This window comes from Comamonas thiooxydans (assembly GCF_000964545.1).
Lineage (GTDB): Bacteria > Pseudomonadota > Gammaproteobacteria > Burkholderiales > Burkholderiaceae_C > Comamonas > Comamonas thiooxydans.
This window is the reverse complement of the sequence record NZ_BBVD01000004.1, coordinates 1-13,368: the sequence shown is the minus strand read 5'-3', so window position 1 is coordinate 13,368 and position 13,368 is coordinate 1. Positions and strand designations below refer to the sequence as shown.

Sequence of the window (13,368 nt, the reverse complement as noted above, 5' to 3'; positions counted from 1 at the left end):
TCAGAAGACCGATCAAGCGGGAGCGGCAAAGACCCAGGTGGGGTTCTGCAATGCAAAGCGGGCAGGGCGGAACCCGGCAAGTGCGAAGCTAAGTGAACGGAGCGGAATGTTGTTCAGCCTGGTGGGGCAACATTCCGCTCTTTTTTATGCGCAGCCCGAGACAAGTCAGGGCTTGCAGCTATCTCTACAATGCTCTCATGATTTCCCGCGAACCCACCATCGAACGCTTGGCCACGGCCCGTCAGTTGCTGCTTGAGCCCTTCGGCCTGGACGAAACCCATCTTGCGCGTGCGCTTGCCGAAATTCGCTCGCACCAGGTGGATGACGCCGATCTCTACTTCCAGTACACCCGCGCGGAAGGCTGGAGTCTGGAGGAAGGCATCGTCAAGACCGGCTCCTTCTCCATCGATCAGGGAGTAGGCGTTCGGGCGGTCAGCGGCGAGAAGACGGCTTTTGCCTATTCCGACGACATTTCCGAAGCCTCGCTGCTGGATGCCGCACGTACCGTGCGCTCCATCTCCAGCGCAACCCAGACGCGCCGCGTCAAGGCGGGTGCGCAGAAGATTGCGCAAAGCCGCTCGCTCTATCCTGAGCTGGACCCCATCAGCACGCTGGACAGCACGACCAAGGTCGAGTTGCTGGGCAAGGTGGAAAAGCTGGCCCGCGCCAAGGACCCGCGCGTGGTGCAGGTCATGGCCGGTCTTGCCAGTGAATACGATGTGGTGCTGGTGGCCCGTGCGGACGGCACGCTGGCCGCTGACGTGCGCCCGCTGGTGCGCCTGTCGGTGACGGTGATCGCCGAGCAAAAGGGCCGCCGCGAGGTGGGCTCCTCCGGTGGTGGCGGTCGCTTCGGTCTGGCCTATTTCAGCGACGAGCAGATCAGCCAGTATGTGGACGAGGCCGTGCATGCAGCCCTGGTCAACCTCGAATCGCGTCCCGCACCGGCCGGTGTGATGACCGTGGTGCTGGGTTCTGGCTGGCCCGGCGTGCTGTTCCACGAGGCCGTGGGCCACGGCCTGGAAGGCGACTTCAACCGCAAGGGCTCCAGCGCCTTCAGCGGCCGCATCGGTCAGCGCGTCGCCGCCAAGGGCGTGACCGTGCTGGACGACGGCACGATTGCCGATCGCCGTGGCTCTCTGAACGTGGACGACGAAGGCCATGTCAGCCAGAGCAATGTGCTGATCGAGGACGGCATTCTCAAGGGCTATATCCAGGACTCCATGAATGCGCGCCTGATGGGCGTCAAGCCCACGGGCAATGGCCGTCGAGAAAGCTATGCCCACATCCCCATGCCGCGCATGACCAACACCTATATGCTGGGTGGCGACAAGGATCCGCAGGAGATCATCGGATCCATCAAGAAGGGTCTGTACGCCACCAACTTCGGCGGCGGTCAGGTGGACATCACCAGCGGCAAGTTCGTGTTCTCTGCCAGCGAAGCCTACTGGGTGGAAAACGGCAAGATCCAGTACCCCGTCAAGGGAGCGACCATCATCGGCAGCGGCCCGGAGTCGCTCAAGCACATCAGCATGATAGGTAACGACATGCGCCTGGACTCGGGTGTGGGCACTTGCGGCAAGGAAGGCCAGAGCGTGCCTGTGGGCGTGGGCCAGCCTACGCTGCGCATTGACGGCCTGACAGTCGGCGGCACGGCCTGATAGAGGTTTCATGGCGGGTCTGCCCGTCGTGAGCACCAACCCCCGCTTTGCATGGCAGAGCGGGGGTTTTTCATTTCAGTGTGCTGCAGACCATTCGCCACAGACCGCTTACGGCAAAAAAGCTTGTGGCAAACCGCTGTAGATCGCCTGGCAGCAGGGTTTTTTCATGGCGTTTCGTGATCTTGCCCTGAATATTGTTGATACGCTGAAAAATTGCACTGATTCTGGGTAAATTGAGATTCAAGTCAATAAAATTCTGAAAAATAAGAAAAAACGCAAAAATATTGCGTAAGAGTAAATTTTGAAAAATGCGTCATTTCAGAGGGAAAACCTGTTTTTGACAGAACGGCGGTGCGAGCTGCTGATGTTGCAATGCAAAAGAGCTGTGCTACATTGAAAGACATGCAAACGCAACGCGCCTATTTCTTTTACTTTTGGTTCTCGCCCCCGGCGGCTGAGAGGTAAACGCGCGCACCCTGCAAACACCTCCCAAAGAACCGCCGAAGCTGCAAAGCCCGGCGGTTTTTTTTCACCCCTACGTTTCAGCACCCCCGGTTTTCAACGATCAAACACCTCACGAAAGATTGCCATGACTGCTCTGAACACTTCCTCCACCGATTCCTGGTATCGCGCCGGCTCTCCCAAGACAGGCCAGACCGACGACGCACGTATCAAGGAAATCACAGTGTTACCCCCTCCAGAGCACCTCATTCGCTTCTTCCCCATTCGCGGCACTGCCGTGGAGACGCTGATCAGCGACACCCGCCGCAGCATCCACAACATCATGCGTGCGCAGGACGACCGTCTGCTGGTCATCGTCGGCCCTTGCTCCATTCACGATCCGGCTGCTGCCCTGGACTACGCCCGCCGTCTGGCCGTGGTGCGCGAGCAGTACAAGGACACGCTGGAAGTGGTGATGCGCGTCTATTTCGAAAAACCCCGCACCACCGTGGGCTGGAAGGGGCTGATCAACGATCCCTACCTGGATCAGAGCTATCGCATCGACGAAGGCCTGCGCATTGCGCGCCAGCTCCTGATCGACATCAACCGCCTGGGTGTGCCAGCGGCCAGCGAGTTCCTGGATGTGATCTCGCCCCAGTACATCGGTGATCTGATCAGTTGGGGCGCCATCGGTGCCCGCACCACGGAAAGCCAGGTGCATCGTGAACTGGCTTCGGGCATTTCGGCGCCGATTGGCTTCAAGAACGGCACGGACGGCAATATCCGTATTGCCACCGACGCGATTCAGTCGGCCAGCCGAGGCCACCATTTCCTGTCGGTGCACAAGAACGGCCAGGTCGCCATCGTGCATACGGGCGGCAATCAGGACTGTCACGTGATTCTGCGCGGTGGCAAGACACCCAACTACGATGCCGAGCATGTGGCGGCCGCCTGCAGGGATCTGGAGACAGCGGGCCTCACGCCTTCGCTGATGGTGGACTGCAGCCACGCCAACAGCAACAAGCAGCATGAGCGCCAGAAGGATGTGGCCCGTGATATCGCGGCTCAGATCGCCGGTGGCTCCAGCAGCGTGTTCGGCGTGATGATCGAAGGTCATCTGGTCGGCGGTGCGCAGAAGTTCACGCCCGGCAAGGACGAAGTCTGCGATCTGACCTACGGCCAGAGCATTACCGACGCCTGCCTGGGCTGGGATGATTCTCTGGCAACGCTGCAAGAGCTGTCGCAGGCCGTGAGCCAGCGCCGCGCTGCTGCGCTCGCCAGCAAGCAGGAAGCCGAAGTGCTCGCCTGATCGATAAAGCGGGCGTGAACGAAACAGGCCACAGGGAGTATTTCCTGTGGCCTGTTTGTTTTTCTATATGGGAATGGGCTGCTTGCCTGCTCGATCAGTGTTTGGTGTCCGGCGTTGATGCCGGTGTCATTTCGCATCCATTGAGGGTGGCATCGATGCGGTTGAGCAGGCGCAGCAACTGCTGCTTGTCAAAGTCGGTGCGCTGCTGCCACTCGTGGTCGGCCAGCGGATAGACATGGCTTTGGTGGGGGAGGCTGCCTTTGGCATCGATCACGGCGCGCAGGCGCGGGATGAACACCCATTGCAGCCACTCGTGCAGCTTGAGCGTGTCGTACATGAAAGGCGTGGTGGATTCCAGTGCCTTGGGGTCTGGGGCTACGGCGGACCAGAGCTTCTGGACCTGAAGTTCGGCTTCCAGCTGCAGCAGATGCTCGCGTATTTCTTGGTGGATGTTCTCAGCGGTCATGGTGATGGTTCCTGAAGGCGTTGCAAGGCCTGCAAACTGGTATTCGTCAAAGATTTATGCAGTATGTAAGTCCTCTCATCACATTTTCAAGGCAGGAGCCTGGATGGAGATAACTGGCGGGTTACGAGTCCGTAATGACACTTGAAAAAGACGGTTTTGCCCTTATATTCTTGCCAAGCATGCGAGCAATGCTATGAAATTTAAAGATTTTTCATTGCTTTGCATGCCATGTTCCTGTAACCACTGTGATGCTTGATGCAAGTCTTTCAGGCCATGCATTGGTTGCCGCAGCTGTTTGCAAGCCGTCAGCTTGCAGCGTCTTCAGCACCGCGGTCACTATTAAGCTGTGGCCACGACAACGAATGGTGCAAGAGTCACCAGGTCAGAGGAGATTTATGCGTAGTGAAGTAATCGTGGTTTTGGATGGCGACCGTGAATACCGGGTCGATACCCAGTCGCTGTCCCCTATCAGTTCGGACGAAGGCCGACGCTGGCTGGATCAGCAGTTTGTCTCGCTCGAGTGCGAGCCTTTGCGGGCCACCGGCAAGGTGTTGCTGGCTGACAAGCTGGTGGTGGTGGCGCGTGAGGCGCGCAATCGCCCCGAGCTGTTTGACAATGAAGACTGGCGCAACAGCTATGCCCTGGCAGCGCATGCGGTGTTGTCCAAGCCCTTGATCCGGGTGGATGTGCCGGCGATGTCGATAAGTTATTGACACCCCTGAGCCACTGCGCGGCTTCCCCCTCTCTGCTTCGCGGAGGGGGCGACAGCCTCGCTGCGAGACGGCTCTTGCTTGCTGTCCCCATGTGGAGGCATGCCAGTTTTGAAGATCGCTAATAAAAAATGCCCGCGTTGTGAGCGGGCATTTGCTTTTTTGGAGACCTATTTCAGCGCTTCCAGCAGCTTGGCGTGGATGCCGCCAAAGCCGCCGTTGCTCATGCAGACGATATGGTCACCAGGGCGGACGACGGCGCTGATCTGCGCTATCAGGGTCTCGATATCACCTGCTACCTGAGCGCGCTGGCCGGGGCCTACGCCCATGGATTCCAGTGCTTCGGCGGCATCCCAGTCGAGGCCTGCAGTGTGGCAGAAGACCAGATCGGCGCTTTCCAGCGACCAGGGCAACTGGCTCTTCATGGTGCCCAGCTTCATGGTGTTGCTGCGAGGCTCGAACACTGCCAGGATGCGGGCCTCTGCCCCGAGCTTGCGGCGCAGGCCGTCCAGGGTGGTGCGGATGGCTGTGGGATGGTGGGCGAAGTCGTCATAGACCTCGATGCCGTTGACCGTGCCGCGCAGTTCCATGCGACGCTTGACGTTCTGAAAGCGCGACAGGGCTTCGCAAGCCACCTCGGCACTAACGCCCAGATGGTCGGCGGCAGCGATGGCGGCCAGTGCATTGAGCTGGTTGTGCACGCCGGTCAGGCTCCAGCGCAGTTGCGCCACCTTTTTGCCGCGGTGCAGCACGGCAAAGTCGCTGGGATCGCCATCGGCGCTGAAATCGCTGACAGCCGAGCCGAAGCTCCGCACTTCGCTCCAGCAGCCCTGGGCCAGCACGCGGGTCAGGCTCTCTTCCAGGCCGTTGCTCACCACACGGCCGGTCGACGGCACGGTGCGTATCAGGTGGTGGAACTGGCGCTCGATGGCTGCCAGATCGTCAAAGATGTCGGCGTGATCGAATTCCAGGTTGTTGAGCACGGCCGTGCGGGGACGGTAGTGTACAAACTTGCTGCGCTTGTCGAAGAAGGCGGTGTCGTACTCATCGGCTTCGATCACAAACACGGGTTCGTCACCGACGGGGCCAGGACCAGCGGCGGGGCGCTGGGCCGCACCGAGGCGGGCGGAGACGCCAAAGTCCAGCGGTACGCCGCCGACCAGGAAACCGGGTTGCAGACCTGCGCACTCAAGCACCCAGGTCAGCATGGATGTGGTGGTGGTCTTGCCGTGGGTGCCGGCCACGGCCAGCACATGGCGACCGCGCAGCACATGCTCGGCCAGCCATTGCGGGCCGCTGGTATAGGCGGCGCCGGTGTCCAGAATCGCTTCCATCAGCGGGAATTTGGACGATCCGTCGGGCAGACGTTTGCGGCTGACGACGTTGCCGACCACATACATATCGGGCTTGAGCGCAATCTGGTCGGCGCCATAGCCCTCGATCAGCTCGATGCCCAACTGGCGCAGCTGATCGCTCATCGGCGGGTAAACACCGGAATCGCAGCCCGTCACCTTGTGACCGGCTTCTCGTGCCAAGGCGGCCAGGCCCCCCATGAAGGTGCCGCAAATGCCCAGAATATGTATGTGCATGGCCGGGGATTCTACGTTTGCCTGCATGACCTGGAGGCAAGCCATGGCCTGCCTGAGCGCTGACGGTAACCTTTCTTACCAAATTGATAGCTGGTTGCGCATGATCTATATGGATTTAAATGTGTTTTTACTTTCGGCTCGATACGAAACGGGTGCTAGCAGCTATCAAAACCTTGGTCTGTACGGTCCAGGTCAAAGTGCGGTCATTCATCTGGGTCACAATGCGAGCATGATCTGCCGCGCCTGCTGCGGCGGGCGTGATGAAATAGCGCTATGAGTTTGGATAACGTGACTGCTGAAATCGCTCAGACAGCGGCCCGCTTGGTGGTGGAGGAAGGCCTCGAATGGGGTCCGGCCAAGCAACGGGCCGTGCGTCAGCTCGGCCTGCCTGGCCGCACGGCGCTGCCCGACAACGACCAGCTTGAAGAAGCGGTGCGTGAATATATAGAGCTGTTCTGCGGCGACACCCAGCCGCAGGAGTTGCAAGCACTGCGCGAGCTGGCCCTGGTCTGGATGGACAGGCTGCAAGAGTTTCGCCCGCATCTGGCCGGAGCAGTCTGGCGCGGCACGGCCACGCGGCTGTCGGATATCTATCTGCAACTGTTCTGCGATGATCCCAAGTCTGCCGAAATAGCGCTCATCAACAACCATGTGCAATACGAGCCGAGCACGGTCACAGGCTTTCAGGGCAAGCCGGTCGAGGCACTTTCCATTCATGCACTGTGCAAGCCGATCAATGAAACCGTGGGCGTGCATCTGCTGGTCTATGACCATGATGATATGCGCGGCGCCATGAAGCCCGACAGCCATGGCCGCAGCCCGCGTGGTGATGCCAAGGCCTTGCGCAAGCTGCTGCAGGAGAGCTGCGATGAGTGAAAACACCTCTGAGAACAAGTCGACCAATGGCTCGCGCCGCATGTGGCTGACCGGCGCAGTGGCCGCAGTGGCGGCCGGGGGCGGCGCCGGCGTGGCCTGGTGGCGCAGTCAGCCTCAGGCCATGGGCCCTGGCGCCGAGGCGCAACTGTGGGGTCAGACCTTTGAAACGCCCGATGGCAAGCCTTTTGCCATGGCGGGCTTCCAGGGGCGCCCCTTGCTGGTCAACTTCTGGGCCACCTGGTGCCCGCCCTGTGTCAAGGAGCTGCCCATGCTCAGCGAATTTGCGGCGCAGCAGGGTGCAAAAGGTATTCAGGTTGTTGGCCTCGCGGTCGACAAATCCGAGGCCGTGCTGCGTTTTTTGCAGCGTCAGCCTGTGCAATTCCCGGTAGCCATCGCCATGCAAGGGGGATTGGGATTGAGCAGAAGTCTGGGTAACTTGCAGGGAGGCCTGCCATTCACGGTTCTGTTTGATGCCAAGGGGCAAGTGCGGCAACGTAAAATAGGCGAGCTTTCCAGCGAAGATCTGACAGATTGGAGCAAATAGAGCGAATGAACATTGCTCTTGTCGTCAGAAAAGTGTAGGTAACTAAATTCCATGGCGACGTTAGTGAAAAATATCTGCCAATGCACGCAGAAGGACGAATTTGAGGTAAATTCGCGCCCTGTTTAGAAATACGTCGCTGGAGCTCCCATGGATTTGCGAAAACTCAAGACCCTTATTGATCTGGTGTCCGAATCGAATGTGTCGGAACTGGAGATCACCGAAGCAGAGGGCAAGGTCCGTATCGTCAAGAGCGAAGGTGTGGTTCACCAATACGTTGCTGCCCCCGTGCAAGCCGCTCCTGTGATGGCTGCCCCCTTGGCGGCAGCTCCCGTTGCCGCTGCTCCCGTGGCGGCCGCAGCCCCTGCTGCTGCTGAAGGCCATGTGGTCAAGTCGCCCATGGTCGGTACCTTCTACCGTGCCTCCAGCCCCGGCGCCAAGCCCTTTGTGGATGTGGGAAGCCAGGTCAAGGAAGGCGAAACCATCTGCATCGTTGAAGCCATGAAGATCCTCAACGAAATCGAAGCCGACAAGACCGGCACCATTGTTCGCGTTCTGGGTGAAAACGGCCAGGCTGTGGAATACGGCCAGCCTCTGTTCGTGATCGAGTGATAGATCATGAGGCGTTGCGTGCAGTTCGCATGGCAGCGCCGAGGTGCGCTAGCCACTGGCTGCGCGACTGAGTCATTGGCAGTAGTCTGTGCTGCGGCACAGGCACCAAGCTGCGAGGAACTTCATGTTTAAGAAAATTTTGGTTGCCAATCGGGGCGAGATCGCCCTGCGCATCCAGCGCGCTTGCCGTGAGCTGGGTATCAAGGCGGTGATGGTGTACTCCGAAGCCGACCGTGATGCCAAGTACGTCAAGCTGGCCGATGAGGCCGTCTGTATCGGCCCGGCTCCTTCTCCGCTGTCCTACCTCAATATGCCGGCCATCATCTCGGCTGCCGAGGTGACCGATGCAGAAGCCATCCATCCCGGTTACGGTTTCCTGTCTGAGAACGCCGACTTTGCCGAGCGAGTGGAAAAGAGCGGCTTCACCTTTATCGGCCCGACTCCCGAGAACATCCGCACCATGGGTGACAAGGTTTCGGCCAAGCAAGCCATGATCAAGGCCGGTGTGCCTTGCGTGCCCGGCTCGGACGGCGAACTGCCCGATGATCCCGCGCTCATCAAGCGCATTGCAAAGACCATCGGCTATCCCGTGATCATCAAGGCCTCGGGCGGCGGCGGCGGTCGCGGCATGCGTGTGGTGCACACCGAAGCTGCGCTGATCAATGCCGTGCAGATGACCAAGGCCGAAGCTGGCGCTGCTTTCGGCAATCCTGCCGTCTACATGGAAAAGTACCTGCAGAATCCGCGTCACGTGGAGATCCAGGTGCTGGCCGATACGCACAAGAACGCCGTGTATCTGGGCGAGCGCGATTGCTCCATGCAGCGTCGCCACCAGAAGGTGATCGAGGAGGCTCCGGCTCCCGGCATTCCCCGTCGTCTGATCGAGAAGATCGGCGAGCGCTGCGCTGCGGCCTGCAAGAAGATCGGCTATCGCGGTGCGGGTACTTTCGAGTTCCTGTACGAGAACGGCGAGTTCTACTTCATCGAGATGAACACCCGCGTGCAGGTGGAGCACCCCATCACCGAGCTGATCACGGGCATCGACATCGTGCGCACCCAGATCATGATCGCTGCCGGCGAGAAGCTGCCTTTCACCCAGCGCCAGGTCGAGTTCAAGGGGCACGCCATCGAGTGCCGTGTGAACGCCGAAGATCCGTACAAGTTCATCCCTTCGCCCGGCCGCATCTCCATGTGGCATGCTCCCGGCGGTCCTGGCGTACGTGTTGACACCCATGTGTACAACAATTACTTCGTGCCGCCCAACTACGACTCCATGATCGGCAAGATCATTGCCTATGGCGATACCCGCGAGCAGGCCATGGCCCGCATGCGCACGGCCTTGCTGGAGACCGTGGTGGAAGGCATCAAAACCAATATTCCGCTGCACCAGGATCTGATGGTCGACTCCAAGTTCATGGAAGGCGGCACCAACATCCACTATCTGGAAGAGTGGCTGACGCATCGCACGCCCAACAAGCGATGAGATCAGGAGCCTTGCTGCTCTGAGTTCCCATGCTGGCCTCTGGCAACGGAGGCCAGCATTTTCGTTTTTCAGGAAAGTACAAGTGCGTTCTCTCCATCAGGGCTGACCTGGCATGGATGACGCAGTTGCTAGAAAGGATGGCCATGTTCGAGCTGAGCCTGCTGTGCCCCGAAGATCGGGTCGAAACCATTAGCGAAGCGCTGGATGCACTCGATGCATTGAGCGTGTCCGTAGAAGATGCCGATGCGCAGACCGAAGCCGAGCAGGCACTGTTCGGCGAGCCTGGCATGCCCGCACCGAAGGAAGGCTGGAACCGCAGCCGCGTGATCGCCCTCTATCCCGACGAAGCTGCGGCCACCGAGGCGCGTGATCTGCTGCTGCCGCAGGACTTTTTTGAGGGCTGCAAGATTCTGGCCCTCAAGCCCGTGCCCGAGCAGGACTGGGTGCGCCTGACGCAGTCGCAGTTCGAGCCCGTGGATATCACGCCCGAGTTCTGGATCGTGCCCACCTGGCATGAACTGCCCGAGCAGGCCAAGGTCAGCATCCGTCTGGACCCTGGTCTGGCTTTCGGTACCGGCACCCACCCCACTACTCGCATGTGTCTGCGCTGGATTGCACGCCAGCCCAAGGGTACCCTGGGACGCACGCTGGACTATGGCTGTGGCTCGGGCATTTTGGCCATTGGTGCAGCCAAGTTCGGCGCGACCGATGTGGATGCGGTGGACATCGATCCCGCGGCCGTGGAATCGACCAACTACAACACCAGTGCCAACCATGTGGAAGTCAGGGCCGGCCTGCCAGATGCGGCTGGCGGCGAGTACCGGACCGTGCTGGCAAATATTCTGGCTACGCCGCTCAAGGTGCTGGCACCGCTGCTGTGCGGTCGTGTGCAAGCTGGCGGCAATCTGGTGTTGGCGGGCATTCTGGAGCGCCAGGCCGACGAGCTGAAGGAGGCCTATGCGCCTTATCTCAAGCTGGAGGTGGCCGACAGCGAAGACGGCTGGATTCTCATGACTGCACAGCGAGCAGCCTGATTGCGATGCAAACCCGCAGCCAGCAGGTGTGCGGGTTGTTGCTGCCTACAATTGAACCCTGATGAGCCAAGTCACCCGTTGCCCCTCCTGTGGAACCCGCTTCAAAGTGGTCGCCGACCAACTGCGCATCTCGCAGGGCTGGGTGCGCTGCGGGATGTGCCAAAGCGTCTTTGATGCCTCGCAGGATTTGCAGTCCGTGCCCGACGAGCTGCTGCAGCCGGAAGCTGCTGATGCGCCGCAGAAGCCTGCCGTGCAGGAGGTGCAGCCGACGGAAGCCGGAGAACAGCGGACGCCGGTTTGGCCGCAGCAGGATGCCGCGGATGCTCCCGCCCCCGATACGCAGAAGGCTGAGGCCTTGCAGGAGTTGGCATCGGATTCGGTGGACGCGGCACCGACTGTTGCCCAGGCCGCAGAAGCCGCCCCGGCAGCAGAGCCTGCCGATGTGGTTTCCGAATCCGAGTCGTCCATGCCCGGGATGGCGGATGCACAGCCCTCGTTTGTCGATCAGGCGCGTCCTCTGACTGAAGAGGATGCAGCAGCTGCTCAGCATGATCCTCATCCGGACGCGAGCGAGCCGGAGGATGGGCTGGAGTCTGGTGATATTCCCGCTCCCGCCGAGCCGGAGCCGGAGCTGCTTGTGCAGCCGCCGTCGAGCGAGGTCCTGATGGCCGAGGCCGCGCAGGACCTCAAGGATGAGGCCCAGGCCGAAGCTGTCTCGAAGGAGGCGCTGCTGCATGCTGATATCGGCGCTATACAACCCGCAAGGGACCGGGCGCAGGCTGTCACGGATGCGGATCAGGATGAGGTTGTTGCCATTGCTGGCGATGAACCTGGCTTTGTGCGTCAGGCCCGCCGGCAGGCGTTCTGGCACTCGGCAGGCATGCGTGTGGCGCTGGTGCTGGGCTCGTTGGTGGCCGTAGCCGGTGCCGTTGGGCAATATGCCTGGTTGCAACGCGATGTGCTGGCTGCGCAATATCCGGCGCTGGCTCCTGTGCTGGCCAAGGCCTGCAGTCTGGCGGGTTGCGAGCTGCAGGCCCGCCGCGCGATTGCCGATGTGGTGATCAGTGGCTCGGGCTTCAAGCAACTTGCCGATGACCATCAGTACCAGTGGAGCCTGACATTGGAGAACCGCTCCGATGTGCCAGTGGCCATGCCCATGGCCGAGTTGACCTTGACCGATGCACAGGACAGGCCTTTGCTGCGCCGTGTGATCGACCTGAGGCTGCTGGGTGCCCCGGAGCAGCTGCATGCCCGTCAGGAGTGGAGCGTGAACGTTCCTGTGCAGGTGCAGGACCTCGGCGCCGCAGTGGCGGGTTACCGGGCGCTGGTTTTTTATCCCTAATACGGCTTGTGCCAATTCGGATCAGGCAGGGTGTTTCGTCAATAGAAATGCCCGTTGTACATCCTTGTTGGCGCAAGCCCCCCTTCATTCATTTCTGAAAGAGAACGCACCATGGCCGCTTTGATCTGCGGGTCGCTGGCATTCGACAACATCATGACCTTTGAAGGTCGCTTCGTAGACCAGATTCTTCCCGACCAGCTGCACATACTGAATGTATCGTTTCTGGTGCCCACGCTGCGCCGCGACTTTGGTGGCTGTGCCGGCAATATTGCCTATAGCCTGAAGCTGCTCGGCGGCGATGCGCACCCCATGGCCATGGTGGGCAGTGACGGTGCGGATTATGTGCAGCGCTTCAAGGAGCTGGGCATTGAGACCCGTCATGTGGGTCAGCTGCAGAGCACGCATACGGCGCAGTGCATGATCATGACCGACCATGACAACAACCAGATCACGGCTTTCCACCCAGGCGCCATGATGCAGGCGCACGAGAATCGCATCACTGCCGACATGGCTGCCGATGTCAAGATCGGCATTGTTGCTCCCGATGGCCGTCAAGCCATGATCGAGCACGCCGCCCAGTTCAAAGCTGCAGGCATTCCCTTTGTGTTCGATCCCGGCCAGGGCCTGCCCATGTTCAATGGCGACGAGCTCAAGGCCTTTATCGAGCAGGCCGACTGGGTGGCAGTGAACGACTATGAAGGCAAGATGCTCAGCGAGCGCACGGGCCTGAGCTTTGACGAGATCTCGCACAAGGTGCGCGGTTTGGTCGTGACCCTGGGCGCCGAAGGTTGCGAAGTCTGGCAGCAGGGCGAAAAGACATTGGTTGCTCCGGTGAAGCCCGCTGCCGTGGTCGATCCCACAGGTTGCGGCGATGCCTGGCGTGGTGCCTTCCTGTTTGGTCTGGAGCGTGGTTGGGATCTGGTGCGTTGCGCCGAACTGGGAAACCGCATGGGTGCGCTCAAGGTTGCGCATCGCGGCCCGCAGAACTATCAGCTGGACTTTCAGCCCTGATTGGGTGTCCGTGCCCTGAGGGCACGGATATCAGGCATGTAAAAAAGCCCGACTCTCGCAAGAGAGGCCGGGCTTTTTTATGGCGTGCAGGTCAGCGAACCGATCAGGGCTTGTTACCTGTGGGGAAGGGCCAGGCGGCTTGAGGTGCCAGGCGGGTCTGTGCCACAGGTGCAGCGGTTTCGGTTACTGCGGCAGGAGCGGGTGCTGCTGCAGCCTTCTTGGGAGCAGCGGCCTTGGCAGCAGTTGCAGCCTTCTTGGGGGCAGCCTTTGCAGGAGCGGCGGCCTTGGCAGCAGTC

Annotated in this window: 13 protein-coding genes and 1 pseudogene; 11 read left to right on the top strand and 3 right to left on the bottom strand. The window is 60.4% G+C overall.

Annotation, left to right across the window (positions count from 1 at the left end):
- Nucleotides 1-197: 197 nt before the first annotated feature.
- Both tldD and Cth01_RS05295 read left to right on the top strand, forming a co-directional pair.
- Entirely contained in the window at nucleotides 198-1,658 is a 1,461-nt protein-coding gene (tldD, locus tag Cth01_RS05300) for a metalloprotease TldD (protein ID WP_034354302.1), read from the top strand.
- 589 nt (nucleotides 1,659-2,247) lie between these two features.
- The gene (locus Cth01_RS05295; RefSeq protein WP_034404151.1) at nucleotides 2,248-3,408 is read left to right on the top strand and encodes a 3-deoxy-7-phosphoheptulonate synthase; all 1,161 of its coding nucleotides are present in this window, start codon (nucleotides 2,248-2,250) and stop codon (nucleotides 3,406-3,408) included.
- A gap of 94 nt (nucleotides 3,409-3,502) precedes the next feature.
- Here the strand turns inward: Cth01_RS05295 and Cth01_RS05290 are convergent, their stop codons facing one another.
- On the bottom strand, nucleotides 3,503-3,874 hold the full coding sequence (locus tag Cth01_RS05290; RefSeq protein ID WP_012839819.1) for a YqcC family protein: 372 nt from the start codon (nucleotides 3,872-3,874) through the stop codon (nucleotides 3,503-3,505).
- A 395-nt stretch (nucleotides 3,875-4,269) separates the two neighbouring features.
- On the opposite strand from Cth01_RS05290, the gene Cth01_RS05285 reads away from it, so the two are divergent.
- Complete coding sequence (locus Cth01_RS05285) at nucleotides 4,270-4,587, top strand: hypothetical protein (protein ID WP_012839818.1); 318 nt, start codon at nucleotides 4,270-4,272, stop codon at nucleotides 4,585-4,587.
- Nucleotides 4,588-4,754: 167 nt separating this feature from the next.
- On the opposite strand, the gene mpl is transcribed toward Cth01_RS05285, so the two are convergent.
- Nucleotides 4,755-6,173, bottom strand: coding sequence for a UDP-N-acetylmuramate:L-alanyl-gamma-D-glutamyl-meso-diaminopimelate ligase (gene mpl, locus Cth01_RS05280; protein WP_045838849.1), 1,419 nt, complete (start codon nucleotides 6,171-6,173; stop codon nucleotides 4,755-4,757).
- A 43-nt stretch (nucleotides 6,174-6,216) separates the two neighbouring features.
- Between mpl and Cth01_RS05275 the strand changes: the two genes are divergently transcribed.
- The 8 genes from Cth01_RS05275 (at nucleotide 6,217) to Cth01_RS05240 (ending at nucleotide 13,072) form a co-directional block, all read left to right on the top strand.
- Nucleotides 6,217-6,450 carry a hypothetical protein gene (locus tag Cth01_RS05275; RefSeq protein WP_131394455.1) on the top strand — a complete coding sequence of 78 codons (234 nt, stop codon included), beginning with the start codon at nucleotides 6,217-6,219 and terminating at the stop codon, nucleotides 6,448-6,450.
- Complete coding sequence (locus Cth01_RS05270) at nucleotides 6,447-7,049, top strand: hypothetical protein (RefSeq protein WP_003068937.1); 603 nt, start codon at nucleotides 6,447-6,449, stop codon at nucleotides 7,047-7,049. Before Cth01_RS05275 ends, Cth01_RS05270 begins: the two co-directional genes overlap by 4 nt.
- Nucleotides 7,042-7,593 carry a TlpA family protein disulfide reductase gene (locus Cth01_RS05265; protein ID WP_034393383.1) on the top strand — a complete coding sequence of 184 codons (552 nt, stop codon included), beginning with the start codon at nucleotides 7,042-7,044 and terminating at the stop codon, nucleotides 7,591-7,593. Before Cth01_RS05270 ends, Cth01_RS05265 begins: the two co-directional genes overlap by 8 nt.
- A gap of 147 nt (nucleotides 7,594-7,740) precedes the next feature.
- Nucleotides 7,741-8,202 carry an acetyl-CoA carboxylase biotin carboxyl carrier protein gene (gene accB, locus Cth01_RS05260; protein WP_003068934.1) on the top strand — a complete coding sequence of 154 codons (462 nt, stop codon included), beginning with the start codon at nucleotides 7,741-7,743 and terminating at the stop codon, nucleotides 8,200-8,202.
- A 124-nt stretch (nucleotides 8,203-8,326) separates the two neighbouring features.
- Nucleotides 8,327-9,685, top strand: a complete 1,359-nt coding sequence (gene accC, locus Cth01_RS05255; RefSeq protein WP_003068932.1) for an acetyl-CoA carboxylase biotin carboxylase subunit — start codon at nucleotides 8,327-8,329, stop codon at nucleotides 9,683-9,685.
- A gap of 143 nt (nucleotides 9,686-9,828) precedes the next feature.
- Nucleotides 9,829-10,719 (top strand): 50S ribosomal protein L11 methyltransferase, encoded by an 891-nt coding sequence (gene prmA / locus Cth01_RS05250; protein ID WP_034355260.1) that lies wholly within the window; start codon nucleotides 9,829-9,831, stop codon nucleotides 10,717-10,719.
- Between the two features lie 61 nt (nucleotides 10,720-10,780).
- Complete coding sequence (locus Cth01_RS05245) at nucleotides 10,781-12,061, top strand: DUF3426 domain-containing protein (RefSeq protein ID WP_045838687.1); 1,281 nt, start codon at nucleotides 10,781-10,783, stop codon at nucleotides 12,059-12,061.
- 111 nt (nucleotides 12,062-12,172) lie between these two features.
- A complete protein-coding gene (locus Cth01_RS05240) occupies nucleotides 12,173-13,072 on the top strand; it encodes a carbohydrate kinase family protein (protein ID WP_034354288.1) in 900 nt (299 codons plus the stop codon).
- A gap of 103 nt (nucleotides 13,073-13,175) precedes the next feature.
- On the opposite strand, the pseudogene Cth01_RS23940 reads toward Cth01_RS05240, so the two are convergent.
- Nucleotides 13,176-13,368 (bottom strand): annotated as a pseudogene (locus Cth01_RS23940) (hypothetical protein); the annotation flags it as partial.

What these genes read in the sequence shown, in the direction of transcription:
- tldD (WP_034354302.1), top strand. Translation starts at nt 198, where the DNA reads ATGATTTCCCGCGAACCCACCATCGAACGCTTGGCCACGGCCCGTCAG.
- Cth01_RS05295 (WP_034404151.1), top strand. Translation starts at nt 2,248, where the DNA reads ATGACTGCTCTGAACACTTCCTCCACCGATTCCTGGTATCGCGCCGGC.
- Cth01_RS05290 (WP_012839819.1), bottom strand. Translation starts at nt 3,874, where the DNA reads ATGACCGCTGAGAACATCCACCAAGAAATACGCGAGCATCTGCTGCAG.
- Cth01_RS05285 (WP_012839818.1), top strand. Translation starts at nt 4,270, where the DNA reads ATGCGTAGTGAAGTAATCGTGGTTTTGGATGGCGACCGTGAATACCGG.
- mpl (WP_045838849.1), bottom strand. Translation starts at nt 6,173, where the DNA reads ATGCACATACATATTCTGGGCATTTGCGGCACCTTCATGGGGGGCCTG.
- Cth01_RS05275 (WP_131394455.1), top strand. Translation starts at nt 6,217, where the DNA reads ATGGCCTGCCTGAGCGCTGACGGTAACCTTTCTTACCAAATTGATAGC.
- Cth01_RS05270 (WP_003068937.1), top strand. Translation starts at nt 6,447, where the DNA reads ATGAGTTTGGATAACGTGACTGCTGAAATCGCTCAGACAGCGGCCCGC.
- Cth01_RS05265 (WP_034393383.1), top strand. Translation starts at nt 7,042, where the DNA reads ATGAGTGAAAACACCTCTGAGAACAAGTCGACCAATGGCTCGCGCCGC.
- accB (WP_003068934.1), top strand. Translation starts at nt 7,741, where the DNA reads ATGGATTTGCGAAAACTCAAGACCCTTATTGATCTGGTGTCCGAATCG.
- accC (WP_003068932.1), top strand. Translation starts at nt 8,327, where the DNA reads ATGTTTAAGAAAATTTTGGTTGCCAATCGGGGCGAGATCGCCCTGCGC.
- prmA (WP_034355260.1), top strand. Translation starts at nt 9,829, where the DNA reads ATGTTCGAGCTGAGCCTGCTGTGCCCCGAAGATCGGGTCGAAACCATT.
- Cth01_RS05245 (WP_045838687.1), top strand. Translation starts at nt 10,781, where the DNA reads ATGAGCCAAGTCACCCGTTGCCCCTCCTGTGGAACCCGCTTCAAAGTG.
- Cth01_RS05240 (WP_034354288.1), top strand. Translation starts at nt 12,173, where the DNA reads ATGGCCGCTTTGATCTGCGGGTCGCTGGCATTCGACAACATCATGACC.